We start from the raw sequence: 26960 nt of genomic DNA, 5'->3' as shown, positions 1-26960 counted from the left end.
TTCTCAACATTAGCAGGCATACTTAAACGCGCGGTAAAATGGTCACAGTAACTGTATAAAGCTATTTAAAAGAAACAAAAGCAAAGCTATGAAAAGCCCGAAGACAGAAGCCTTCGGGCTTTTCATAGCTTTGCTTTGACAGACAATAAGCTTGATATAAGGCACAAAGGGTAATTAAAACAGATCCCGACTCCGTTTACTATCTGACAACACCCCTCCTGGTGCCCTGGTGAGGCGGCCAGGGGAACCCTGGAGCAACCCCTTCAGAGCAGGGGGCGTTAATCAAGTAAGGCCGGTCCCTTATTAATTACCGTAATCTTTGCAACACCTGCTGGGAAAGGGTTTTCAGAGAAGGGTTGACCTCCCGCTCGTTCATCACCCGCACTTTTTCCTTCAACTGCGAGATATTGCCGGCCTCCACGGTTTTCAGCGCGAACTTCCTAACTCCAATGTCATTATCATCTAAAAGCCTTTCTAACAGTTGCACGCTCCCTTGCACGTTTGCCATGTTCTGCAGGGAATTAGCCGCTGCCACGCGCCGTACCGGGTCTTGATGGTCCACGGCTTCCCGTAGCCCTGCCAGGGCACGCTCATTTCCCATATGGCCCAGGCAACTGATCGCCTTGGTGGCAATGGCAAGGTCCGGCTCCTTTGACAGCTCCACCAGCGTGGGGATATCCTCTGCCGACAACCTACTAACAAGGGCTTCATACTCTGGCTCATCCAGGTTGATCATCCTTTTGAGCTCCTCTTTATTGATGGGCATAACCGTACGTTTAGGTTCTATACAGAAAGATTACTTGCAAGCATGGTGGTTACCTCAGATGCAACCAGATCAGGCGGAGGATTGGTGATATTATACGTTCCGTTGCTCGTCATGAGGCGGTTGTTGTCATTCACGTGGGAGAGCCCCAGCACGTGCCCTACCTCATGGGCCAGGGTGTAGCGCGAGGCATAGGAAGCCACCACCGCCATGGGCCGGTTGGTGGGGAACGAGGCACAGCCGTTCAGGGAGCCGCTGTCGCTGGAAACCGACCGGCACATGTAAACCACCACATGGTTGGCCGCGGCATTATTGCGGTTGTTGCTCAAGGCAATCTGCTCAGCCGATGGGTTGCCGCGGGTGCAGCTAGCAGTATCAATATCGTTCAGGGGGGCAATGGCAGGCAAGGCGACATTGAGAATCTCCGTGGAGCCGCGTACTACCTCTATTCCAGCAACTGCGAATATGTTCCGCATCTGGGTGAACATCTCGTCTACCGTGAAGTTGGTGGGGTTAGCAAGGATTTTGATATGGACCGTAAGAGTTTGGTTCGCGACTCCTGGCCCCCAGGCCGACCCGTTCCACCACTTATGGAACATCGCGTTGTTGGTACCCCTCACAAAGAGGTCGAGCCGGTTCGGCGCCCAGGAGGTAACCGATACCTCGCTGGTGATCACCCCGCCCAGTGTTTCCCAGCCTCCCCAGGAACTGCCGTTCCACCACCGGTGCCAGACGGCGCCGTCTGTGCCTTTCGCGAACACATCTAGCCGGTTACCTGACCAACTCACCACCGACGGGTCGCTGGTGATGACACCTCCCAGGCTTTCCCATCCGCCCCAGGAGCTGCCGTTCCACCATTTGTGGTAGAGTCCGTTGTCGGTTCCCCGCACAAAGCAGTCAATGCGGTTGGCACCCCAGCAATCAGCGGCTATGTTACTGGTGAGAATGCCTCCTAAAGATTCCCAGCCTCCCCAAGAACTCCCGTTCCACCACCGGTGGTGCATGGCATTGTCTGTTCCCCTGACAAAAATATCTAACCGGTTGCCGCCCCAGCTAACCGCCACCGGATCGCCTACAAATGCGCCTCCCAGGCTTTCCCAGCCGCCCCAGGCGCTGCCGTTCCACCACTTGTGGTACAGGGCATTATCAGTGCCTTTTGCAAACAGGTCAATTCTGTTAGGTCCCCAGCAGACGGCACTTATGTTGCTGGTGATGATACCTCCCAGACTTTCCCAACCACCCCAGGAACTCCCGTTCCACCAGCGGTGATGTACGGCATTGTCAGTGCCTTTCGCAAAAACGTCCAGGCGATTGGCTCCCCAACTCACGGCAACTGGCTCACTAGTGATAAAGCCTCCCAGACTTTCCCAACCGCCCCAAGAACTGCCGTTCCACCATCGGTGGTACAAGGCATTGTCTGTTCCCCGGGCAAAATTGTCTATTCTGTTTGCAGACCAACTAACCGAAGAGATGTTTGTGGTAATGACACCACCCAAAGACTCCCAATTAAGATGTGGCATTTTGATTGGTTTTAAAAGATAAGTAAACCAGAGCCTACCGCTTCCGGGAAAATCCATTCCCCCTTCAGACAAGATGTGGTGCCTACCATAATCAGCTTTGGCTTCGTTGAGTTAGCTTCGGGGAGAAGCTTGCCAAATACCGGTTATTGTCTACTGCTATCCAATTTTAATGGCAACTACCTTCTGGATCTTGTGCCAACTACCTATAGGTACAAGTTGCAAATACCCCCAGGCGATGTCAATACCCTCTTTTAAGTATTTAATCCAATAAAATAGCTTGAAAATGAAACACTGTGGCAAAGGCATGCAAACCTGTTCCTGTTGTACAATGAAGGTGGTGGAGCCTGCCTCTTGGCGTACCAGGGCAAAGTTCTTCACCTGAGGTCAATTCCTGGCAAAGAAGCGCATCAACCGGGTTCTTTGATTAAGCGGGGTTTTCCCCGAAAAGGATGGTGAAGGTGGTGCCCACGTTTACCTCACTGGCTACTGAAATGCTTCCGCCCATGGCCCGTAGTTGCTCCTGGACCATGAAAAGCCCGATTCCTTTACTGCCTTCCTTGGCCTGGAAACGCTGGTAAAGAAACATTCTACCGCCGTAACGCCCCAAATCAATCCCTACCCCGTTGTCTGAAAAAGTCAATTGGCGTCTACCCCCTAATGTCTCGGTCTGGAGTTTGATCACCAGGTTTCGGGCTGGTGAACGGAATTTAACCGAGTTTGTGAGTAGGTTCAGAAAGATGTTCCGCAGGTATTCCGGCGAGAAATACACGCTGTCGCCGCCAGAGAAATCTGCCTCTATGGTGGCACCGGCTTCGGTTAGAAGCTCTTGCTCGGCTTGGCAGACTCCTTCAAAAGCCACCCGAAGGCTGATGCATTCGGCCCCCTCCTGCTGGCTGCCTCTCACCACCAGAATCTCAGACAGGTCTTCTACAATGCTATTGAGCTGTTGGGCAGATTCTTTGATCTTAGAGACAATGAAGTGAGTCTGGGCCTGGTCTGTAGCCTCTGGGTCCAGGAGGTGGGCCAGCCCGATCAGATTGGAGATAGGAGCCCGCAGGTTATGGGAGGTGATGAAGGAAAATTGCTCCAGCTCCGTGTTGCGCTGGGTAAGGTGGGAAATCAGCAGTTCCCGCTCGGCCTCATGCTCCTTGCGCGTGGTCAGGTCCTGGATGGCGCCCACTACCCGCAGGAGCTTTCCATCAGTGTCCCGTACGGCGAAGGCTTGGTCGGCCACGTAGGCATACGATCCATCGGCCCGCCGAAACCGGTAGTCAAACTCCCATTGCTCCTGCCCGTCATTTCCCAGAAAATGGTCCAGCGACCGGTGCACCGCCGCCCGATCTTCGGGATGAAGGTAATTATCCCAGAAATGGAGGCCGTCGGCGGTGCTGGGGGCATCAAAACCGAACAGCTTCGCGAAGCCCTCGCCCAGGTGGAAATCACCGGTGACCACGTTCCAGTCATAGATGGCGTCTCTGGTGGCCTTGGTGGCGTATTCATAGCGCTCGTTGCTGACCTTGAGGTCTTTCTCGGCGGCCCGGATATCGGTGATGTCGGTCACGGTTCCCAACAGGCTGGTGCAGATCTGGTGTTCATCATAAAGGGGTGTCACCGAGACCAGGCCGGTTTTCACGCCCGTGGGGTAAGGCGTCACCTCTTCCCACCTGACCGTTTGTCCCGTCTCAATTGCCTGGGCGTATTTAGCCCGAACAAGGGTCAAGGAGGGCTCCGGAATCACCTCTTCTACGTACCGGCCTACCACCTGCTCTTTCCGTAGCCCTGTCACCCGCAGGAACGCGCTGTTAACGGACTCAAACCGGAACGAGGTGTTGTGGATCACCTCATACAGGTAGATAACTTCGGTGAGGTTGTCATAAATCCGGGTCAGTTTCAGGGCGTTCAGTTGGTCCTGGGCTTCCGGCGGCTGGCCAGGCGAAGGTGGCGTTGAAAAGGCAGAAACCTCGGGTGCCCCGTCTTCCGCTACCCCTGCTCCTTTTGCCGAAGATGCCGTTTGCTGCGCATGGGGTAAAATAGTACAGATTAGTCCCTTTCCAGTTCCGGCTTCCAACGGAGCCACAGAGAGCGTGCAGTGGAAACGTTCCCCATTTTTCTTTACCCCTATATGAGGCAACCGCATACTGTCCTTCGCCAGTGCTTCCTTTGTGATTTCCTCTGGCCGTAAACCGGATGCTTCTGTTAGGGCAAGCCATTCCTTCCCTGCCAATTCCACTTCCGTAAATCCGTACAGGAGCCGTGCCGCGCGGTTCGCGTCAATGACAAGGTAATCCGGGGCAATCAGGAGAGTGGGCTCGGGGGAGTGTTCAAAGGAATTCCGGTAGAGGTCTGTGGGGTGGCTGGTAGACATTTTCCTGATAGGCACTTTTGAGGGCTATATAAAAATCTTAAATACCTGAATAGGCTTTGATCGCAGCGTTTTCGTAACAGATGAAGGTAGTATGACTTGGCCTTTTACAGGATAAGAATACTTTTTCTTTTAAAAGGACTAACGTAAATAAAGTAATCTTGATATGGATTATTCTATATTTCAATTCATCAAAGCTAGATCGTACTTCCAAGAGAGGGGGCGCCACGTGGGAGCTTGGGGTAAAAAGTGGATTTGAAAAAAGCCAAATCACGTAGGCTATTCTCAACAGAGCAGGTACAGGTTTAGCAATGGTTTACTTAAAAGGCCGGAGAAACCCCATTCTATTTGCTGCCAGCTTCCTTAGCGGACATGCTAAGACACAGGGTAGTGCCTCGGTTTTAACAAGCCCGTGATTCCATCCTTTTTTTCACTTTCTGCCTTTATTTCAAGGATAAGAACAACATGAATTTGGTGCCTTCGCCTACCCGGCTGGTGACTTCCACATGACCGTCCATGGCGTCTAAGTGACTTTTGATCAGGAACAATCCCATACCCCGCCCCTCCTGTTCCGTGTGGAACCGCTTGTATAGTTTAAAGATGTTGTCTTTCGCCTTGTCCATATCAAAACCGGTCCCGTTGTCTGAAAAGGAGATGACCATCCTGTTCTCGGCATATTCAAAGCATTTAACCCGAATCTCCAGGCTTCGCTCTTCTGACCGGTATTTAATGGAGTTTGACAGCAGATTATAAAAAATACTGTGTAAATACGCTTTGTTGGCCCTCACGCGCATGTCTTCCTCCACGTCTATGATCACCTTTGCCCCGGTGGAAGAGAGGGGTTCTTTAAACGAAGACAGGGCCTGCTCTAACACATTGAGGATATCTACCTGCTCTACCTCCAGGTTGCCTTTGCTGTCCCGTACCCCCAGAATGGTGTTCACATCCATGAGCACCGCATCTAACTTCTTGACGCTCTGCTGCAGGAATCGCAATGACTTGCTGAAGACCACGGTATCGCTGGGCACTTCCATGAGGAGGTCTGTCAGGCCCAGGGCATTGGCCACAGGTCCTCTCAGGTTGTGGGAGATGATGTAGGAGAATTGCTGCAGATCGCTTTTCTGCCGGTAAAGGTCATTGGCCAATTTCGTGAGTTCCTGCTCAGACTGCTTCAGGGCAGAGATGTCTGTCTGCACCACTACAAATTGGGTGATGTTCCCGGCCTCGTCAAAGACCGGGCTGATCTCTACGCTCACCCAAAGGCCTTCCCCTGATTTAGTGCGGTTCAGAATCTCAAAAGACACAGATTCTCCCTGGCCCAGCTTCTCATTGAGGCTTTTATAAAGGGAGACATCTACGGTGGGGTGGTGCAACAGGTCAAAGGGCCGCTTGCCTACTGCCTCTTCCAGGCCATAGCCGTGCAACCTTGAGAACCCTTCATTCACCCACTCAATGACCCCGTCTTTGTCAATGATCAACATGCCGTTGTTAGACTTGCTGGCCACCAAAGAGAGCTTCTCTAACTCCCCCTGCGTGTTCACTTTCTCGGTGACGTCATCAAAATAGATGGAAAGGCCCTCTCCAGAAGGGTATGCTTTGACTTGGAACCACTTGTTGTGGGCCACCAGGAAGGTGGTGAACACGGTGGTCTTCCCGGTTGCTATGGCCTGGTGGTACAGCAAATACGCCGGACCTCCTACCTCCTCGGGGAAAAGATCCCAAATGTTCACGCCCAGGTGCTTGGCCCGGTCAAATGGAAGCAACTGCTCTGCCTCTTTGTTGAAATAGGTAATGCGCCAGTCTTTGTCCAGGGTAAGGAAGGCATCTGTGATGCTCTCCAGGATGTTATTCAGCTTCATGGCCTGGCTCTGGATGGTCTGGTAGGCTAAGACCGTGGACGTGATGTCTCTGGCGATGGTTTGGGCCCCTATCACCTCTCCATTGACCATGACCGGGTATTGGATGGTATGGAATACCAGCTTTTTGTTTCCTTTGACCATCTCCAGGTCCTCCCGGATGGTGTTGCCCCGCAGCACCTGTTGCAGGGCCTCTTCAGCGGAGGAAACCGCCTCTGCTGGCAGGAAAGACACCGAGGGTTGGTGGATGGCCTCTTCCGCGGAGATCCCCCACATGTCACAAAAGCCCTTGTTCACCTCCAGAAGCAATCCTTCGCAGTTTTCCAGGTAGACAATGTCTGGGTTGTTCTCAAACAAGGCTCTGTACCGGTGCTCACTCTCCTCTAACCTGCGTCTGCCCGCTTCCAGCTCGGTGATGTCCCGCACCACACAGTAAATAGTGCCATCCTCCTCAGACAGCGCAGATGACCACAGAACAGGCACCAGGTTGCCCTGCTTGTGCACCAACCGGTTCTCAAAGTCCTTACTTTTAGCACCATGCAGAACGGTTTGGAAAGCACTGTTGGTTTTTTCTAAGTCATCGGGGTGCAGCAAGGCAGTAAAATGCCGACCTACCAGTTCTGCACTCTCATATCCCAGCATGCCCATGCTGGCCTCACTCGCATAGGTGTAGAACCCATCTCTATCAAAGGTGCAGATCATGTCCAATGACAGCTGCGCCAACTTCTCCCACTTCATGGAGCTTTGCCGGTTTTGAACGGCAGAACTTGAATTATCAGCCACTTTCTTCGTTTAATATCCTAAATCTATAAAATTAAGGCCAACTACACAGGATGGTTCTAACCATTGGCGCTCTTGCCACAAGTAAACAGGGCGGTCTGTAGAAGGTTGGGAAGAATTTTCGCTGCCCTTGCCTACGCAAGAACCGCCGGGTGGGAGACCGCGTTTAGGCCATATTTTCTGTAAAACAGGATAAAAACCGATCTCCTCCTTTGGGCCTCTGCACAGCTGTTTATCTATTCACTATTTGAAGGATCTGTGCCCGGGTAAAAAGTGGTAAACAAAAGTAATCTCTGGGCAAGGCCCTCCTGGGCGGAACAAGGCCACAAGGCGCAAAGTAGCCATCAGGCTTTTGGCTAAGGCTTGGTTCAGGCAGCACCCGGTCCATGTCTGCAGGGATTTTTCATAATCTGCCCCCCTTCCTCGGTGGCCAGGCTCCTCACCGCTGCCCGGTCTGCTGGACCAGAATATGAAGGACCGCCGCCAACCTGGTTTTTCCGGGATGGCTGCTCAGGCTGCCTCCTCTACGGCTTCCTCTTTCTGCGGGAGGTTTTGCTGTACTGAAAGCAGCCACCGCTCGGCGGCTAACTGGCTATCAAATATTTTCACCTGTACTTTTCGGGTATCCAGGCGGGCCACATAGTCAGATGACAGGTTGCTTTGAGGAGGTTTGACCCAGGCAAAATAAGCGCACGTGGTCTTGTCCAGTTCCAGGAAACCGATGGTGGCGGCCCAGATAGCGGTAGCCTTCCAATGGGAGGTAACGTTGGCGTTGTTGTTGATGATCATGTTGCAGGTCTCTTTCTCCAGCATGCTTAGCAGCAGCCGGCACCCGTCTAACACATTCTCTTTGGTGATGGCTCCCCACCAGTCCACGTACAGGATATTGGTTTTGGTGTCTACCCAGATAGACATGTAAGGCTCAATCAGTAGGATCGTCTTCCCCATAAGAATATAGTTTCAGCGCAAGCTATTTCATGAAAAAAGCGTGATTAAATATAAGATAATTAACCTCATACCCCAAAATGGCTTTCCCGGTTTCCCCCGGCCCGCACTTTATTTTCCATCCCTCACCAATCGCCTGTTTAGGCGGCATTTTCTTAAAAAGCCTGCTAAACCCACCCTGCGGGGTAAACTTGCCCATGAACTTAACCGAAAAATAGGCCCTGCCTTTTTCTTTCGTTGCCCGCACCTGGTGACTTCCGTTTTCTTAACAATTAGGTAACATAGCAGTAATATTGGGGCAATACTATGCCTCTACTTTTGCACCATGTTATTGGGAACGCTTTACACCTGCTGACTACAGGCGTCTACAAAGGGAAAACCAGGCCTGAAAAACGTTCAGACTTCTTTCCCGCCCAAGGCTACGGCATTTCAGCTACTTAAGGTCGTGACTACCCTTGAGCAGCGGCCGGCCAAGACCATTTTTAATTTTGCTTATGTTCTCACCCATAAACAAAAGAATACCCGGGCACCGGTATGCGTTAGGCCTTATTCTTAGTATTGCATTGACACTTCCGCAAAGCGTAGCTACGGCCCAAACCATTCCGGCCAAAGACTCAGTAGTGACCACTGATGCCGCTGCGGCGCCAGTGGCCCCTAAACAGGCCGAATCAAAGTGGTATGACAAAATCTCCCTCAGGGGGTATGTGCAGTTCCGCTACAACCGCCTGCTGGAAACCAACCCCTCCTTTAAAACCGAATACGACAAATCGGTGGGCGAAGGCGGCGGCTTCCTGATCCGGAGAGCCCGTTTGGTGTTCAGCGGCAACGTCCATGACCGGGTGTATCTGTATATCCAGCCAGATCTGGCCTCTACGCCTTCCGGTAGTTCCAGCCTCCACTTCGTGCAACTCAGAGACGCCTATTTTGACCTTTCCTTAGACAAGGAAAAGGAATTCAGGCTGCGGGTGGGGCAAAGCAAGATCCCCTACGGGTTTGAGAACCTGCAGTCCAGCCAGAACCGCCTTACCCAAGACCGGAATGACGCCCTCAACAGCGCCTTGCCCAATGAGCGTGACCTGGGCGTGATGTTCTACTGGGCCCCGGCCCACATCAGAAAAAGATTCAGTGAACTGGCCAACAGCCGCCTCAAAGGCTCAGGTGACTACGGCGTGTTTGGGCTGGGGATCTACAACGGCCAGACGGCCAACCGCGCAGAGGCCAACAACAGCCAGCACGTGGTAGCCCGGGTTACCTACCCCTTCGCCCTGAAAAACGGGCAGATCATAGAGCCCAGCCTGCAGGCCTACACCGGCACCTACACGGTCACGGCAGACCAGTTGAGCAGCACCGCCATCAAAGGCGGCGACTTCAAAGACCAACGCGTGGCCGCCAGCCTTGTGATGTACCCCCAGCCGTTCGGGTTCCAGGCCGAATACAACGTAGGCGAAGGCCCTGAGTTTGACCCGGCCACCAACACCATCCAAACCAAAGACCTGCACGGGGGCTATGCCCAGGCCATGTACCTGGTCAGCATAGGAAAGCACCATCTCGTTCCTTTCGTCAAGGCGCAGTTCTATGAAGGCGGCAAGAAAACCGAGACGGATGCCCGCTTCAGCAAGGTGTACGAAACCGAGATTGGGGTGGAATGGCAGCCCTTGCCCAACTTTGAGCTCGCAACTCAGTACACTATCTCTGACCGGACCAACCGAGACGGCAAAGCGCTGAACAACCGGCAGAACGGCCAGATGCTCAGGATCCAGGCTCAGTTCAATTTCTAACGTTCCATTGACTTAAACAGAACACGTATACACCATGAAAAAAATGAACCTGAACCTTTCTACCCTCAAAGCAGCCTTGCTGGTGACCGGCACCCTGTTTTTAGGAGCCTGCGGCGGAAACTCCAAAGAATCAAACGGCACCGACGACAATCTCACTGGCAGCATCCAGATTGATGGCTCCTCTACCGTGTACCCTATCACGGAGGCCGTGGCCGAGGAATTCCGGACCGAGGCACCAGACGTGAAAGTGACCGTGGGGGTGTCTGGCACCGGCGGCGGGTTCAAGAAATTCGTGCGCGGCGAGACGGACATCAACAACTCCTCGCGCTCTATCTCAGAGAGCGAAGCCAAAATGGCGCAGGAAAACAACATCACCTACCTGGAACTGCCGGTAACCTATGACGGCCTCACCGTGGTGGTGCACCCAGAGAACACCTGGGCTTCTACCATGACCGTAGCCGAACTGAAGAAAATCTGGGAGCCTGCCGCCCAAGGCAAGATCACCAGATGGAACCAGATCCGTCCGGAATGGCCTGACCAGGAGATTCACTTGTTTGGCGCCGGCGTAGAGTCTGGCACCTATGACTATTTCACAGAGGCCGTGGTAGGCAAGAGCCACGCCAGCCGCGGCGACTTTACCGCCTCTGAAGACGACAACGTGCTGGTGCAGGGCGTGTCTACAGATAAGTTCGCCCTGGGTTTCTTTGGGTACGCGTACTACGTGGAGAACAAAGCAAAACTGAAAGCCGTAGCCATAGATGACCAGAATGACACGAACGGGAAAGGCGCTATCCTGCCTTCCCCAGAGACGGTGAAAAACGGCACGTATGCCCCGCTTTCCAGACCTCTGTTCATCTACGTGAACTCCAAAGCCGCCAGCCGACCAGAGGTGGTGGAGTTCGTGGAATTCTACCTGGACAATGCCAATGCCTTGAGCACTGAGGTGGGCTACATTGCCATGCCAGAAGAAGAGATCAAGAAGCAGAAACAGAAGTTCCAAGAGTTCGTTTCTGGGCTGAAGAAGTAAGCGGACCTTTCACAGAGGAAAAGCGGTTTAAGGGTCATTTTTCTTAAAACACCCCTTAAACCGCTTTTCCCCGGCAGGCCCACAAGCCAAGGAGGAAGCCTTCCTAGGTAAGTCCACCTTCATTTTGGGCCTGTTTCTGTGAAAAGAGGTCTAAAACCCGGCTCACCCTTCCTGCCTGCGGAGTACGCGGCAGGACAAGCTAGTACTAAATGTCAACCAAACCGGCTAGGCCCCTTTTGCGGCCCAGCCGAAACTAAACTCCCAAGGTTTGAAACTATCGGAGAAAATCATAGAGGGCCTTTTGTGGCTGGCGGCTACCATCACCATCCTGGTCACCATTGGGATTATCTGGGTGCTGCTCTCAGGTTCCATCCCCTTCTTCCAGAAGGTGTCCATCATTGAATTCATCACCGGAACGGAATGGACGCCGCTTTTCGCCAAAAAGGAATTCGGGATTCTGCCGCTGGTGGCAGGCACATTCCTGACCACAGCCATTGCCATTGCGGTGGCCTTGCCCCTGGGCCTCACCATTGCCATATACCTTAATGAGTACGCGCCGGCGCGGCTGAAGAGCACCATCAAGCCCGTGCTGGAGGTGCTGGCCACCATCCCTACGGTGGTGTACGGGTTCTTCGCCCTTACCGTGGTCACGCCGTTCCTGCAAGGCTTCATTCCTAACCTGGCGGGCTTCAACGCCCTTTCCGCGGGTATCGTGATGGGCATCATGATCATTCCCATGATCTCCTCCTTGAGCGAAGACGCCATTAGCGCGGTGCCAAAATCCCTGCGCGAGGCGGCCTATGGCATGGGCTCTACCCGCCTGCAGACCGCCTTCAAGGTAATGGTGCCGGCCGCATCCTCCGGGATCATCGTCTCGGTGATCCTGGCTATCTCAAGGGCGGTGGGCGAAACCATGTTGGTGGCCATTGCCGCCGGCCAGCAGCCCCGGTTCACGCTCAACCCGCTGGTGCCCATTGAGACCATCACCACCTACATTGTGCAGGTAAGCCTGGGCGACGTGCCGCACGGCTCACTGGAATACCGCACCATCTTCGCGGCGGGCCTGGTGCTGTTCGTGTTCACCTTCGCGCTGAACAACCTCAGCTTCTGGATCAAAAAGAAATATCAGGAGAAGTATGACTAACTCAACCCGCAACCGAATCAAAGACAAGGCCTTCCAGGTCTTCGGCATCTTCTGCATGCTGATTGGGCTGGTGTTCCTGGCGGCGCTCCTGATCAACATCCTCTCTGAGGGCCTGGCCCGCATTGACTGGGACTTCCTCACCAGCCTGCCCTCCAGAAGGGCCAGCCGCTCTGGTATTCTCACGGCCTGGGCCGGTACCCTCTGGATCCTGGTACTCACCAGCCTCATCGCCTTCCCGCTGGGCATTTCCGCCGGGGTCTACCTGGAGGAATACACCAAGAAAACCAAGATGGCCTCTTTTCTGGAGATCAACATCGCCAACCTGGCGGGGGTGCCTTCCATCATCTACGGTCTGCTGGGTCTGGAGATCTTTGTGCGGCAGATGGGCATGGGCAGTAGCCTGCTGGCCGGCGCCATGACCCTTTCGCTCCTGGTACTACCCATTGTGATCGTGACCACGCGTGAGTCGCTCAAAGCGGTGCCGCAGACGGTGCGCCAGGGTTCTTTTGCCCTGGGCGCCACCAAATGGCAGACCACGTGGCTGCAGGTGCTGCCCGCCGCGTTTGGCGGAATCCTGACGGGCGTGATCATGTCCCTCTCCCGGGCCGTAGGGGAAGCCGCGCCGCTGGTGGTGGTGGGTGCGCTGGCCTATGTGCCGTTCGTGCCTTCCTCGCCCAATGATGAGTTCACCGTGTTGCCTATCCAGATCTTCAACTGGACCTCCCGGCCCCAGGCCGAGTTCCTGGTGAATGCGGCGGCGGCCATCATCATGTTATTATTGATCACCTTCCTGCTCAATGGCATTGCCGTATACCTACGGAACAAACAGCAGAAAAAAATAAAGTGGTAAGCACACAAGCATGAGCAAAAAACAGATAAAGTTAGAAGCCAGGGATATCAACGCCTACTACGGTGACTTCCATGCGCTCAAAGGCATCAACGTTGCCATGGAGGAAAAGACCGTGACAGCCTTCATTGGGCCTTCCGGCTGCGGAAAGTCTACCTTCCTGCGCATCTTCAACCGCATGAATGATTATATAGATGGCTTCAAGACCGAAGGCGAGATCCTGCTGGACGGGGAGAACATCTACGCCAAGAACGTGCTGGTAGATGAATTGCGCAAGCGGGTGGGCATGGTGTTCCAGAAACCCAACCCGTTCCCTAAGAGCATCTATGAAAACGTGGTCTACGGGCTCAAGATCCAGGGCATGTCTAACAAGGCCGCCTTGGCAGAGGCCGCCGAGAAAGCCCTGCACCAGGCGGCCCTATGGAACGAGGTGAAGGACAACCTGAACAAGTCTGCCCTGGCGTTGTCTGGGGGGCAGCAACAGCGTCTGTGCATTGCCCGGGCCCTGGCCATCTCCCCCTCGGTGCTGCTCATGGATGAACCCGCCTCGGCGCTGGACCCCATCTCCACGGCTAAGATTGAGGAGCTGATCCACCAACTGAAGGAGCAGTACACCATTGTGATTGTAACCCACAACATGCAGCAGGCCGGTCGGGTAAGTGATACCACCGCTTTTTTCTACATGGGTGAACTGGTGGAGCATGCCAAAACCAAGACCATCTTCACCAACCCCAAAGACAAACGCACCGAGGACTACATCACCGGCCGCTTTGGGTAAGCCCGGGGCCACTGGCCCGGAATGAAAGCCTGTTTAAGGCCTCGTTTTGCAGAAACAGGCCTTAAACAGGCCTCGGCGCCTCTTTGGCCAAGGAGTATCCCGTTGTTCTGACGAAAGTTGTTTATATTATCCTCTATTTAACACCCAGAAAAGCTTCTAGACCCATGAATCATTTAGATAAAGAGCTCCTCGCTATCAAAGACAAGGTAAACGAAATGTGGAGCCTGGTGGAGTTTCAGATGTTGGCCGGGAAAGACGCTCTGCTGAATGGGGATGAGGAGCTGCTCCGGAAGATCATCAAACGCGGAAAGAAGGTGAACGCCTATGACATCAAGATTGACCGCATGTGCGAGAACATCTTCGCGCTCTACAACCCGGTGGCCGTGGACCTGCGCTGGCTCATGGCCATCCTGAAAATCAACGCCAACATTGAACGCATCGGTGATTCCTCTGAAGGAATCGCGCAGCTCATCAGGGAAGCCAATTTTCCCGTGGACCCCGAACTGCTGGAAACCACCCGGGTACTGGAGATGTATGATGCCGCTGAATCTATGCTGGCTGATGTGCAACGGGCTTTCTACGAGGAAAACACCGAGCTGGCCCGCGACCTCATCAAGCGCGACAAGCTGCTCAACAAGATCCACGTGAAAACCGACAAGGTGATCATCCGGTACATCCAGGCGCACCCAGACAACATCAACCAGAGCCTCAAGGTCTCGGGCATCATCCGGAAGCTGGAGCGCATTGGGGACCAGATCACCAACATTGCCGAGGAGATTATCTTCTACGTGGATGCCAAGGTGGTCAAGCACAAACAGAAAAAGAAGCGCGGTAAAGATCCTCAGTAATTCGTCTGCCTGGCAGGCGAGGGTTGCGCTTGAAACCCCAAGGCGGTTATCTCTGGCTACCACAGCAGAGATAACCGCCTTCTTTTTTGAAAACGTGGCAGAAAAGGCTACTAACGCCCTGCCCGGTGGCCTTTTTCAAACCCAGGAAGGGAAGCGTTGTAAATGGTTGTTGGATAGGAGTTATGGTTTAGGGCTCTTTTGAAAGAAATGGACAGGAAACCCAGGCAGGGCTGACTACCTCCTCTTCTGCGTATATTCTTCCCCCTCAAAGCCTAGCTGTTTTCTGTAAAGGGCTTTCAGGTAGGCCAATCTGGCATAGGCCAACTGGATCATTTGCTCGGGCGTGAGGAAGCTCTTCAGAACTTCTCCCGGAAGCTGCCTTTGAGGAGTTATATTTTCTACTGCATCAAGATACTGCATTCTTGTAGAGAATTAGGGGGAGAAACTTTTCTATAAACCAATAATACCTCAAAAGTAAAGGCTTCATCCTTTCCTTTTTTATTTTTTAGCTCTACCTCCTGCTCTTCACGGTGAATACAACCAAAGTGCCGATGAATAAATATAGTCCAATTACTATAGCTTCCTCTCATAGAGTTGCGGCACCCCGTTCAAAGGCGTAATTTTGCGTTTCCGGTCTTCTTTTGCCCCGGAACCCTACCTTATGCCGCTTCTCCCCTCCCGTTTTGGCCAAAGCCGGTCTTATCTGCTCAAAGGGCATCTCCAGACCATTCTACCCAGCGTGCTGCGGCGCCTACCTCCGGTGACGTACCGGCGGGAAAGGATCACTACCCCGGATCAGGATTTCCTGGACCTGGACTGGTCACAGGTGGGGGCAGGCACCTTGGTGGTCTTGTCACATGGCCTGGAGGGCGACACCCACCGGCCCTACATGAAAGGCATGGTACGCGCTATGAACAAGGCCGGCTGGGACGCCCTGGCCTGGAATTTCAGGAGCTGCAGCGGCGAGCCCAACCACCTGCTCCGGTCGTACCACATGGGGGCCGTAGAAGACCTGGACCTGGTGGTGCGCCATGCGCTGGCCACCGGCAATTACCAAACTATTTACCTGGTGGGCTTCAGCATGGGCGGCAACCTCACCCTCAATTACCTGGGGCAATGGACGGACAAGGTACCCGAACAGGTGGCCCGGGCCGCGGTCTTCTCTGTTCCCTGCCACATGCACAGCGCGTGCCTGCAACTGGCCAAACCCGCCAACCGCATCTACATGCGGCGGTTCCTGAAGTCGCTCCATGAAAAACTGAAGGAGAAGGCGCAACGGTTTGAGGTGGACTTAACGGATTATGAGCGCATTCTCACCTTTGAGCAGTTTGATGACCGGTATACGGCTCCTATGCACGGCTTTGAAAGCGCCCATGACTACTATGAACGGTGCAGTTCGGTGGCGCACCTGCACAAGATCAAGGTTCCCACGCTGCTGGTGAACGCCCAGAATGACCCTTTTCTCTCGCAGGAGTGCTTCCCCGTAGACCAAGCCCTACAGAACCCAGATTTTTACCTGGAAATGCCCAAAGAAGGAGGCCACGTAGGCTTTTCTGAGGATTTCCTCAAGGGCCTCTACTATTCTGAGCGCCGGGCCGTGGAATTCCTGCAAGGCAGGGGGTAAATTCTTTTTGGCTCTTTTTCTGAAAAACAGCAGGGAAACATCTCTGTTACATAACCCATTAATTCTCTGTTAGTAACAAAACAAACCCTTCCTTTTAGCCTGGTGCAAAGGCCCCAGAACAGCTTCTTTTAGCACCTGTTTCAGCCGGCGAAGCACAGCGGCCCTACAATTCCCGACTTGCCTTATCGTTTACAAAAGCAAAGCCTGAAATTACTTTTCAGAAAAAAGGGAATGGTTTATCTTTGTCGTTCCCTAGTACAAGCCGCTTAAGAGATAGCTTTGAACCACGTATCTAAAACTTCTTCTCTCCTTCTGTTGAGTCTGGCTTTGCTGCTGGGCTCCTGCGGTAAGTCTTCTTACTCCACGTTTAGCAAGCCTAATGACAAGTACCGGTCGGCCAGCGAGATTGCGGAGCTGAAGAGAAAAGAACGATTGGAACGCCGCCGCACAGGAGTTACCCGCAAACCTACCAAGGAAATCAGGATCTCCAGCAAGAGCAAAAAGCCATCGCGCTCTATCCGGCTTTCCAGCAACCGGGCCGTGAGCCGTGAGATACAGACAGTCATTTCCACCGCCCGCTCCTTCCGGGGCACTCCGTACAAATTTGGGGGCACCACCCGCGTGGGCATGGATTGCTCGGGCCTTCTGTGTACCTCTTTCCAGGCCATTGACATCCAGCTTCCGCGCACCTCTTCTGAGCAAAGCCAGTTTGGGCCGTCTGTCTCTACCCATGAGCTCAAGGCCGGTGACCTGGTTTTCTTCAGCTCCTCTAACAGCCTTTCCAACATTACCCACGTGGGCATGGTGACTGAAGTAGTAAACCCAGAAGAAATATGGTTTATCCATGCCTCCACTTCTTTGGGTGTCACAGAAGACAACCTATTCTCGCCTTATTATCAAAAAATATTTGTAAAAGCGGTGCGTCCCGGCATCTAAGAATTATCCTTCTAAAAATTTCTGCTTTTGATAAAACCACAGCAGACCGCTGGTATTATTACTAATCCTCCAACGAACAAACGCTTGCCTTAAGCCTTGGTTAACAATTTAAAAATGCGTTAACAAATCGTAAATGGCCTCTCTTGGGGTTCATCTGAAACTTAAAATTAAGTTTCACAAATGCTTGTCAGACAAACCAATTTCCTCTCTATCTTTGTGATGTCAAATTACTGACCACAACAGATGTCCTCTTACCACAGGGATTTTTCTATTTCCTCTCTTTGCCGTTCTGTTAACATTCTTAATGTTAATTTAACAATATCCTTACCTTCTTTTCTTTTCACCTTTTATACTTTTGCCCAAAAAAAACCCTTTATGAAAAACCTGTTTACCCGATTGATGCTCATCGTGGTGATGTGTTTGCCTGTGCACCTGTCTTGGGGTCAAGGCACAACAACCGCCTCCATGAATGGCGTACTATCAGAAGCTAGTGGCGCCGGTTTGGCTGGAGCAACCATTTTGGCAGTACACACTCCTTCCAACACCCAATACGCAGCCAGTGCTGATGCCAATGGCCGGTACAACCTACAGAACATGCGCGTAGGCGGCCCGTACACTATCACTGCCACTTATGTAGGGTACCAAGAACAGCGCAAAGAGAATATATTTCTTGCCCTGGGTCAGAATCTGAGATTAGACTTCAATCTTTCTCAAGGTGCCATAGGGCTTTCTGAAGTACAGGTAGTTGCTGAACGCGGTGCTGTTATCAATGCAGACCGCACCGGAGCCGCCACTAACGTATCTCGCGAACAGATTCAAAACTTACCTACCCTTAACCGCTCTTTACAAGACTTCACCCGCCTTACGCCTCAGGCTTCAGGTAACTCAATTGGTGGCGCCAACAACCGGTACAACAACATCACCATTGACGGTGCCGTGAACAATGACGTGTTTGGTTTAGCTGGTAGTGGTACTCCTGGTGGTCAGGCTGGTACTCAGCCTATCTCATTGGACGCTATTGACCAGATCCAGGTGGTATTAGCTCCTTATGACGTGAAATTCGGTAACTTCACGGGTGGTGGTATCAATGCCGTTACCCGCTCAGGAACAAACAACTGGGAAGGTTCTGTGTATGGTTTCATGCGTAATGAGAAAACTATCGGGAAAGACCCCGTGACAGAAGCTAAACCAGCTGACTTTCAGGATTACCAGACTGGTTTCCGTATTGGCGGTCCGGTGATTAAAGATAAATTGTTCTTCTTCCTGAATGGTGAAATCACACGTCGGTCTGAGCCTCTTTTAAACAATCTGGGTGATGCCGGTTCTACAGTACCAAGAGATAGTGTGGAGATGTTATACAACTACCTCAACACCAACTACGGCTATGATGCAGGTTCTTTTGGTCCTCTTGATCGCCGTACAGAAAGTAATAAGATATTTGCCCGCCTAGACTGGAACATCACAGACCGTCACCAATTAACGCTTCGGCACAACTTTGTTGACGCTTTTGATGACAACATCTCTCGCTTTACCAATGGTTTCCGTTTTGCCAACAACGCTTACGAATTTGCCAGCACTACTAACAGTACAGTAGCTGAATTAAGAAGCCGCTTCTCAGAAAGCATTTCTAACAATTTAATTGTGGGATACTCAAGAATTCGTGATAAACGTGATACGCCTGGTGGTCTCTTCCCAATGATCAGAATCAATTACTCTAACGGTGGTACAGGTAACGTTGATGCTGGTACTGAGCGTAGCTCTGCTTTCAATGAGTTGGATCAGGACATCTTTGAAGTAACTGATAACCTGATTGCCTTCTTAGGTCGCCATACATTGACTTTAGGTACGCACAATGAGTTCTTCAGCTTCCGCAACCTGTTCGTGAACAATGGTAATGGATACTACCAGTTCAACAGCTTCAGAGACTTCTTCAGAACTGATGCAAATGGTAACCCAGCTCCAAGACCTTTCCGTATAGAGCAAACATATTCTGCTGATGCCAACAATCCACGTCCAGCGGCAGAATTTGATGCCATGCAATTAGGTTTCTACGTTCAGGACGAGATTTCAGTAACCGACAATTTCAGGTTAACCCTTGGTTTACGTTTAGATATCCCGGTAATGCCAGATACTCCTGACCGTAACTACGCATTGGAGAAAGCTTATTTCCCATACAACGGGTTAAGAGACTTACGTACCGATGAAACTCCTAGTGGCCAGTTATTGTGGGCACCTCGCTTAGGATTCAACTGGGATGTGAAAGGCGACAAAACCTTCCAAGTTCGTGGTGGTACTGGTATCTTCACCGGCCGTGTTCCATTTGTTTGGTTGTCTAACCAATTCACCAACAATGGTATTACATTTAATACCCTGTTCCGCAACAACCCGCCTCGTTTTGAGCCAAACATTGATAAAATCCGTGATTTAGGTACCGCCGGAACCACTGCTGAGATCAACTTGGTTACCAATGATTTCAAAATCCCGCAAACGTTCCGTACCAACTTGGGTATTGACTATACGCTTCCATTAGGCATCATTGCTACACTTGAGGGTATTTATTCTAAAACCCTTAATGACATTGTATACCAAGATGTGAACCTGAGACAGCCTACTGGTACTCTCGTAGGTGCCGATAACCGTCCTACCTACCCAACACAAAGAGGAGTCCACTCTGGCTTTACCAACACAATCTTGTTGAGCAACGCTAACAGAGGTTACTCTTACAGCTTAACCGGCCAGTTACAAAAGAACTTTGAGAACGGCCTGAACACTATGGTTGCCTATACTTACGGCGAGTCTAAAGACTTGAACAGTGGCACAAGCAGCACCGCCCGTTCTAACTGGCAGTTTAACCAGATCGTTTGGAACCCAAATGACCCAGAGCTTTCTTATTCTCGTTTTGATGTTCGTCACCGTATCATTGCCACTGGTGGTTATACCTTCAACTACGCGGGCAACTTTGGTACTTCCATTGCACTCTTCTACGAAGGCCAGTCTGGCACTCCTTTCACCTACCTTTACAGAGGTGACCTCAACGGAGATGGTAACACTGGTAACGACTTGATGTATGTGCCTAGAGACAGAAGTGAAATCAACATTGTAGATGACAAGCAGTGGGCTGATTTAGATGCCTACATCTCAGGAGATTCTTACCTAAGCACTCGTCGTGGACAATACACAGAGCGTAACGGTGCCCGCACGCCATGGACCCACCAGGTTGATTTACGTTTAACACAAGATTTCCTCTTTGCTGCTGGTGGCAAAAACCATAAGTTCCAATTAAGCTTTGATGTCTTCAATGTTGGCAACTTGATCAACAAGGACTGGGGCCATCAGTACTTTATCCAGAACTCTGCTGTTGAATTAGTAAGTGCTAGCCGTAACGCTACAACTAATATACCAACTTATACGTTCAGCAAGCCAGCTAAAAAAGTTTGGGGAAATACCTTCTCTTCAAGATGGCAAGGACAAGTTGGTCTTCGTTACATCTTCCAATAAAGATTCAACAAAACCAATTAGAGAAAGGGCGAACCAATGGTTCGCCCTTTTTTTGTGCCTTCCTTTTTCTCTTCTTACAGAGGCTTATCCTAAAGGGTAGGCTTTTTTGGCTCTTTTAAAAAAAACAGGCTCAAAACGACTTTTCCCTGAGGTGACATAACCTAAGTTTCCAATGCTGTCTCTGGAGGAAATACGACCAGCTATATACAGCATGGTATCGCTGAAGAACAAAAGACAACCTCTATGGCAATTCCAATAACATTTTTATTTCCTGCCTATTTTAATTAAAATAGATAACAAATAAGTTACACCATCTGGCTAACCTGAACGGAAAGGCACCGTAAAGGGAAGCAGCTAACTAAATGATACCCTATCAGTTAGTATTAAAGATCTCCTATATACTGACGTTCCCCTCCCAGTCCATCCCGGCTGGTCGCCTCCACCCTGTTTTCTACCGGAGGAGCCTTTCTGACTTAAGTGCTAAAACACTGCCTCTATTGCTATTTCTGCTACTTATCAGTTCATCCTCAAGCTTTGATTAAAGGAATTTTTATGAAAAAACTTTGTACCAGGGTACTTTTCTTTTTGGTGATGTGGTTACCGGTCCAACTTAGTTGGGGCCAGGGGACAACCACGGCCTCTATGACCGGTGAGGTAACAGATGCCCGGGGCGAAGGTCTGCCCGGCGCCACCGTGGTGGCTGTGCACACGCCGTCTAACACCCAATATGCCGCCAGCACCAATGAAGCTGGCCGCTTCAACCTCCAGAACATGCGGGTGGGAGGGCCTTACACCATCACCACCACCTATATTGGTTACCAAGACCAGAGGCGCGAAAACATATTCCTGTCTTTGGGCCAGACCCTTCGGTTAGACGTCAGCCTCTCTGAGAATGCGGTGGGCTTGAATGAAGTGCAGGTGGTCTCTGAGCGCGGATCCGTGATTAACGCGGACCGCACAGGGGCCGCCACCAACGTGTCCCGCGAACAGATAGAACGGTTGCCTACCTTGAACCGCTCTTTGCAGGATTTTACCAGGCTCACTCCCCAAGCGTCAGGCAACTCTCTGGGCGGGGCCAATAACCGGTACAACAACATCACTATTGACGGTGCCGTGAACAACGATGTGTTTGGTCTCGCGGGCACCGGCACCCCCGGAGGGCAAGCCGGCACGCAGCCCATTTCACTGGATGCCATTGACCAGATTCAGGTGGTGCTGGCGCCGTATGACGTAAAATTCGGGAACTTCACGGGTGGCGGGATCAACGCAGTCACCCGCTCGGGCACCAACAACTGGGAAGGCTCTGTCTATGGGTTCGGCCGCAACCAGAACACCGTGGGTGATGATCCGGTGACCGGACGGGAAACCGCTGAATTCAAAGACTACCAGACCGGTTTCAGGGTAGGCGGACCAGTGGTCAAAGACAAGCTGTTCTTCTTCCTGAATGGGGAGATTACCCGGCGCACCGAGCCTCTGCTGTTCAACCTGGGAGAATCTACCTCCATTGTGCCTGCCGAAGACGTTAGAAGGATAGCAGATACCCTACGCGTCCGGTACGGGTATGACCCGGGCACTTTTGGGCCGGTAAACCGCCGTACAGAGAGCAACAAGCTGTTCGGGCGCCTGGACTGGAACATCACCGACCGGCACCAGCTTACCCTGCGCCACAACTTTGTGGATGCCTTTGATGACAACATCACCCGTACCAACACCACCTTCCGGTTTGGCAACAATGCGTACCAGTTCAACAGCATTACCAACAGCACGGTAGCTGAGTTAAGGAGCCGTTTTTCTGAAAGCCTGTCCAACAGCTTGATTGTGGGTTACTCCAGAATCAGGGACAAGCGGGACACGCCTGGCGCCTTGTTCCCGCAGGTCACCATCCGGTTCCTGAACAGCGGCAGTAATACCATCTCTGCCGGTACTGAGCGTAGTTCGGCCTTCAATGAACTGGACCAGGACATTTTTGAATTCACCGACAACTTCACCATCTTCCGGGGGAACCACACCATCACCCTGGGTACCCACAATGAGTTCTTCAAATTCAGGAACCTGTTCATCAACAACTACAACGGGTACTACCAGTTCAATAACGTACAGGACTTCTACGCCAGAAGGCCCTTCCAGATTGAACAGAACTATTCTACTGACCCTAACAACCCCACCCCGGCCGCTGAATTCAACGCCATGCAGCTAGGGTTCTATGCCCAGGATGAAATAGACCTGTTCCCTACCTTCCGGTTAACCCTGGGGGTACGCCTGGATGTACCGGTGATCCCTGATGCGCCGGCCCGCAACCAGGCCGTGGAAGCTGCTTTTGAGAACATTCCCCAGTACACCAACCTGAGAACAGACGAGACCCCCAGTGGTTTACTGCTGTGGGCACCCCGCCTGGGTTTCAACTGGGACGTAAAAGGCGACAAGACCATACAGGTGCGTGGGGGTACGGGCATCTTTACTGGTCGGGTGCCGTTTGTGTGGCAGTCGAACCAGTTTGTCAACAATGGGCTCAACTATAATACTCTCCGGTTGCTAAATCAGACGGCGCCTAACCGGTTTATTTCTGATGTCAACCAGATCCGCACTCTGGGGCCCACTACCTCTACGGAGATTAACCTGATCACGGAAGACTTCAAGATCCCCCAGACGTTCCGGAGCAACCTGGCCGTTGATTATACCCTCCCCCTTGGCATCATTGCCACCTTGGAAGGTATTTACTCCAAGACCTTGAATGACATTGTGTACCGTGACATTAATCTTCTGGAACCCACCAGTACGCTGACCGGACCTGACAACCGCCCACTGTATTCTAACGCCCGCGTTTCCAACAGCTTTACCAACGTGATCTTGCTTGACAACACGAGTAAGGGCTATACCTATTCTTTAACGGGCCAATTGCAGAAAAACTTCAATAACGGGATTAACACTATGGTGGCGTACACCTACGGCCGGTCAGAAGACGTAAACAGTGGCGCCAGCAGTACCGCTCTGTCTAACTGGCAGTTCAACCAGATTATCCGGAACCCAAATGACCCAGAACTTTCCTACTCCCGCTTTGACATTCGCCACCGGATCATCTCTTCCGGCGGCTACACGTTCAAATGGCTGAACAACTTCTCTACCTCCATTTCCCTCTTTTATGAAGGGCAGTCGGGCTTGCCCTTCACCTACCTGTATGCTCGTGATGTAAACAATGATGGCAACACGGCGAACGATCTGCTGTACGTGCCGCGCACCATTGAAGAAAGCGGATTGGTAGACCTGGTTTCTTCTGGGGTGGTTACCCGTACTGCCGCGCAGCAATGGGCAGACTTGAATTCCTTTATTGAGAATGACGAGTATCTGAGAACCCGCCGCGGCCAATACTCTGAAAGGAACGGCGCCAGAACCCCCTGGACGCATCGGGTAGACCTTCGCCTGGCGCAGGACATCTTCACCACCATTGGCGCTAAGCAACATACCTTGCAGCTTACTTTTGACGTGTTCAACGTGGGTAACCTATTCAATGAGGATTGGGGGCGTAGTTATAGCGTGAACAATGCGGCCGTGGAACTGGTCCGGTTTGTGAACCGAAACCAACAGAACCGCCCTACATTCACCTTCAACCAACCCACCTCAACGGTCTGGACCACCAACTTCTCTTCCAGATGGCAAGGGCAATTAGGCCTCCGCTATATCTTTGAGTAAGGTTTAGGGCGCATTTTTTACAAAAGGGGCGGAAAATAAACGTCCGCCCCTTACTTTTTTTCAAGGATTGAAAAGCTTACCTCAACTAATTCATACCCCATTAAACAAAACAGTATCAGCCCCTTACCGCACAACCAATGGTTAATACCGGTTAGAAGCAGAAAAAAGAAGCACCCGGGAAAGCAGAAATGCGCAGAAAAGATTTTGTAGTTATCAGAAAGCCTGTTACTTTTGTAACATCAAAACGGGGGATTAGCTCAGCTGGCTAGAGCGCTTGCATGGCATGCAAGAGGTCATCGGTTCGACTCCGATATTCTCCACAGTTTTTTAAAAGCCCTTCCAAGGAAATTGGAAGGGCTTTTTTTTGTCTCTTCTTTTGCCATTATTGCCAAAACAACGCATAAACAGGTTCTGACTTTCTCACTACTCCCTTCCTCTTTTTCTACGGAAGATCCCTCATGAGCGGCCTCATTCCATCGTTTCCCAATTTCCTCACTCTCAACTTGCCTTTAGCATTACCGGAATAGCCTTACCTACCCTTTGTATAATTGCTGACCACCTGACCTGCTCAAGAAACAGGCAAAAACTCCTGAAGAAATACCTATTTAGCAGTATTGTTAATCAAAGTTAAAATATAAACATTGCCAGGTATTAAACAGACAGACCTATGAAAAACGTTTTTACCTTTCTTCTTGTGGCCGTTTCTGCTTTTCCCTGCGTGGCCCAGACGTCTTCTATGATGGCGCTTGCCCCACCGGAAAAGCCTAGAAGCCAAACCATCCTAGCCCTTCCTCGGCCTACCCTGCTCCAGGACAATACCAAAGAGGAGGTTTTCCGGAAGAACATCCTCAAAATAAACCTTTCGTCGCTGGCTTTTGATAATTACAGCCTCAGCTATGAACGGTCCATCTCCCGGAAAACTACCCTGGTAGCGGGTTACCGGTTCATGCCGGAAACTAACGTGGGGTCGCTGCCCTTGGTGGAAAAGGTGGTGGAACAGTTAGAAGAGGAAGAAGACGGCTTGGTGGAGGACCTGAATCGTTCCACGGCCGCCAACAAGACCTACACCGGCGAGATCAGGTTCTATTCTGGCAAGAAACCAGGGGCCAGAGGGCTGTACCTCTCCTTGTATGGCAGGTACATGGACCTGGACGCCACCTATTCCCATGAATATGACACAGACACCCGTACGTATGTCATTCCGATAGATGGAAACGTGAAGGGGTTAGGAGGCGGTTTAATGGTGGGGGCTCAGTGGCTCATAGCCAAGCGAATCGCCTTTGACTGGTTTATCATGGGCGGCCACTACGGCAAAATGAAAGTAGACATGAACGGCCGGACCGACCTAAGCACCATGACCGCCGAAGAAAAAAGGGAACTGGAGGAGGACATTGAGTCCATTGTGGATGATTTACCCGGCAACTCTGAGGTAGAGGCCACCGTCACCAACAACGGCGTCACCGTGAAAGGGAACGCCCCTTTCCTGGGCATCAGAGGACTAGGCTTTAGCCTGGGCATCGCTTTCTAGAAACCGTTTGCCGGCATATTTCCTAAAAACTGCCATAAAACAGAGGCCACCCCTGTCCAAACAAGGGCGGCCTCTGTTTTTACTGGCTTGGTGTCTCTTACACAAATAAACCTTCTACCGACAAATACCGCTCTCCGGTGTCATAGCAGAAGGTAAGGATGCGGGCACCTGGTTCTAACTCAGTCAGTTTCTGGGCCACGGCAGCCAAAGAACCGCCAGACGAGATGCCTATGAAGATACCTTCTTCCTGGGCGGCACGGCGGGCGTATTCAAATGCGTCTTTGGGTTCTACTTGAATTACCCCATCTAAGACGGACATGTCCATGATCTTGGGGATAAAGCCTGCGCCCACTCCCTGAATGGGGTGTGGACCTGGGGCACCGCCGCTCAACACCGGTGACAGCGAAGGCTCTACAGCCAGCACTTTCAGGTTAGGGAACTTCTCTTTGAGCACTTGGCCCACGCCCGTGATGTGTCCTCCGGTTCCTACGCCAGTGATCAGGTAATCAAACCCGTCAGGAAAATCCTGTATGACTTCCTGCGCGGTGGTCTCAATGTGCACGCGGGTATTGGCTTCGTTGTCAAACTGCATGGGAATCCAGGCATTCTCGTTCTCAGAGGCCAGTTCATGGGCACGTTCAATGGCGCCCTTCATGCCTTTTTCCCGAGGGGTCAGCTCCAGTTTAGCACCGTAGGCGGCCATGAGCCGGCGGCGCTCAATAGACATGGACTCTGGCATGACCAGTGTGATCGCATACCCTTTCACGGCCGCTACCATGGCAAGACCTACCCCGGTGTTGCCGGAGGTGGGTTCAATGATGTGGCTGTTGGGGTTGAGCAGCCCCCGCTGCTCCGCGTCTTCAATCATAGACAGGGCAATGCGGTCTTTGATGCTTCCGCCGGGGTTGGCGCGTTCCAGCTTCATCCACACGTGGGCCTCTGGGCCAAACAATTTATTGATGCGCACCACCGGCGTGTTGCCGATGGTTTGTAAAATGCTTTCTGCTTTCATATCGTAGGGTATACGGTTGAATAAAAA

The 26960-nt window shown here is 51.8% G+C and carries 18 protein-coding genes and 1 tRNA gene; 12 read left to right on the top strand and 7 right to left on the bottom strand.

What is annotated here, in order from left to right:
* Window positions 1-307 precede the first annotated feature (307 nt).
* The 5 genes from FOE74_RS05970 to FOE74_RS05950 all read right to left on the bottom strand — a co-directional run bounded on the left by FOE74_RS05970 (window position 308) and on the right by FOE74_RS05950 (window position 8229).
* Window positions 308-766: a HEAT repeat domain-containing protein gene (locus FOE74_RS05970; RefSeq protein WP_149097683.1), complete on the bottom strand. Its 459-nt coding sequence runs from the start codon at window positions 764-766 to the stop codon at window positions 308-310.
* A 17-nt stretch (window positions 767-783) separates the two neighbouring features.
* Complete coding sequence (locus FOE74_RS05965) at window positions 784-2283, bottom strand: hypothetical protein (RefSeq protein WP_225840696.1); 1500 nt, start codon at window positions 2281-2283, stop codon at window positions 784-786.
* Window positions 2284-2707: 424 nt separating this feature from the next.
* Entirely contained in the window at window positions 2708-4648 is a 1941-nt protein-coding gene (locus FOE74_RS05960; RefSeq protein WP_149097681.1) for a PAS domain-containing sensor histidine kinase, read from the bottom strand.
* Window positions 4649-5088: 440 nt separating this feature from the next.
* A complete protein-coding gene (locus FOE74_RS05955; RefSeq protein WP_149097680.1) occupies window positions 5089-7239 on the bottom strand; it encodes a PAS domain-containing sensor histidine kinase in 2151 nt (716 codons plus the stop codon).
* A 552-nt stretch (window positions 7240-7791) separates the two neighbouring features.
* The gene (locus tag FOE74_RS05950; RefSeq protein ID WP_149097679.1) at window positions 7792-8229 is read right to left on the bottom strand and encodes a hypothetical protein; all 438 of its coding nucleotides are present in this window, start codon (window positions 8227-8229) and stop codon (window positions 7792-7794) included.
* A 560-nt stretch (window positions 8230-8789) separates the two neighbouring features.
* On the opposite strand from FOE74_RS05950, the gene FOE74_RS05945 reads away from it, so the two are divergent.
* From FOE74_RS05945 to phoU, 6 genes are all read left to right on the top strand, one after another.
* Window positions 8790-10004 (top strand): porin, encoded by a 1215-nt coding sequence (locus FOE74_RS05945; protein WP_225840694.1) that lies wholly within the window; start codon window positions 8790-8792, stop codon window positions 10002-10004.
* 34 nt (window positions 10005-10038) lie between these two features.
* Window positions 10039-11031, top strand: a complete 993-nt coding sequence (locus FOE74_RS05940) for a PstS family phosphate ABC transporter substrate-binding protein (protein WP_149097677.1) — start codon at window positions 10039-10041, stop codon at window positions 11029-11031.
* A 268-nt stretch (window positions 11032-11299) separates the two neighbouring features.
* A complete protein-coding gene (gene pstC / locus FOE74_RS05935; RefSeq protein WP_149097676.1) occupies window positions 11300-12175 on the top strand; it encodes a phosphate ABC transporter permease subunit PstC in 876 nt (291 codons plus the stop codon).
* Window positions 12168-13025, top strand: coding sequence for a phosphate ABC transporter permease PstA (pstA, locus tag FOE74_RS05930; protein WP_149097675.1), 858 nt, complete (start codon window positions 12168-12170; stop codon window positions 13023-13025). The genes pstC and pstA overlap by 8 nt, the downstream gene beginning before the upstream one ends.
* Before the next feature lie 25 nt (window positions 13026-13050).
* Window positions 13051-13800: a phosphate ABC transporter ATP-binding protein PstB gene (gene pstB, locus FOE74_RS05925; RefSeq protein ID WP_225840736.1), complete on the top strand. Its 750-nt coding sequence runs from the start codon at window positions 13051-13053 to the stop codon at window positions 13798-13800.
* A 164-nt stretch (window positions 13801-13964) separates the two neighbouring features.
* Window positions 13965-14648 carry a phosphate signaling complex protein PhoU gene (phoU, locus tag FOE74_RS05920; protein WP_149097673.1) on the top strand — a complete coding sequence of 228 codons (684 nt, stop codon included), beginning with the start codon at window positions 13965-13967 and terminating at the stop codon, window positions 14646-14648.
* Between the two features lie 234 nt (window positions 14649-14882).
* Here phoU and FOE74_RS05915 read toward each other — a convergent pair whose 3' ends face one another.
* Window positions 14883-15068 (bottom strand): hypothetical protein, encoded by a 186-nt coding sequence (locus FOE74_RS05915; RefSeq protein ID WP_149097672.1) that lies wholly within the window; start codon window positions 15066-15068, stop codon window positions 14883-14885.
* A gap of 241 nt (window positions 15069-15309) precedes the next feature.
* On the opposite strand from FOE74_RS05915, the gene FOE74_RS05910 reads away from it, so the two are divergent.
* From FOE74_RS05910 to FOE74_RS05885, 6 genes are all read left to right on the top strand, one after another.
* Window positions 15310-16272, top strand: a complete 963-nt coding sequence (locus FOE74_RS05910) for a YheT family hydrolase (RefSeq protein WP_149097671.1) — start codon at window positions 15310-15312, stop codon at window positions 16270-16272.
* 279 nt (window positions 16273-16551) lie between these two features.
* Window positions 16552-17208, top strand: a complete 657-nt coding sequence (locus FOE74_RS05905; RefSeq protein WP_225840692.1) for a C40 family peptidase — start codon at window positions 16552-16554, stop codon at window positions 17206-17208.
* Window positions 17209-17451: 243 nt separating this feature from the next.
* Window positions 17452-20706: a TonB-dependent receptor gene (locus FOE74_RS05900; RefSeq protein WP_225840690.1), complete on the top strand. Its 3255-nt coding sequence runs from the start codon at window positions 17452-17454 to the stop codon at window positions 20704-20706.
* 552 nt (window positions 20707-21258) lie between these two features.
* The gene (locus tag FOE74_RS05895) at window positions 21259-24393 is read left to right on the top strand and encodes a TonB-dependent receptor (protein ID WP_149097670.1); all 3135 of its coding nucleotides are present in this window, start codon (window positions 21259-21261) and stop codon (window positions 24391-24393) included.
* 246 nt (window positions 24394-24639) lie between these two features.
* Window positions 24640-24713, top strand: a tRNA-Ala gene (locus FOE74_RS05890).
* Window positions 24714-25060: 347 nt separating this feature from the next.
* Window positions 25061-25921, top strand: coding sequence for a DUF3575 domain-containing protein (locus FOE74_RS05885; protein ID WP_225840689.1), 861 nt, complete (start codon window positions 25061-25063; stop codon window positions 25919-25921).
* A 97-nt stretch (window positions 25922-26018) separates the two neighbouring features.
* Here FOE74_RS05885 and cysK read toward each other — a convergent pair whose 3' ends face one another.
* The gene (gene cysK, locus FOE74_RS05880) at window positions 26019-26933 is read right to left on the bottom strand and encodes a cysteine synthase A (RefSeq protein ID WP_149097669.1); all 915 of its coding nucleotides are present in this window, start codon (window positions 26931-26933) and stop codon (window positions 26019-26021) included.
* Window positions 26934-26960 lie beyond the last annotated feature (27 nt).

The sequence above is a fragment of the Rufibacter glacialis genome, from assembly GCF_008271745.1.
Taxonomy (GTDB): domain Bacteria; phylum Bacteroidota; class Bacteroidia; order Cytophagales; family Hymenobacteraceae; genus Nibribacter; species Nibribacter glacialis.
The sequence above is the reverse complement of the archived record's forward strand: the minus strand, read 5'-3'. Positions and strand labels throughout refer to the sequence as shown.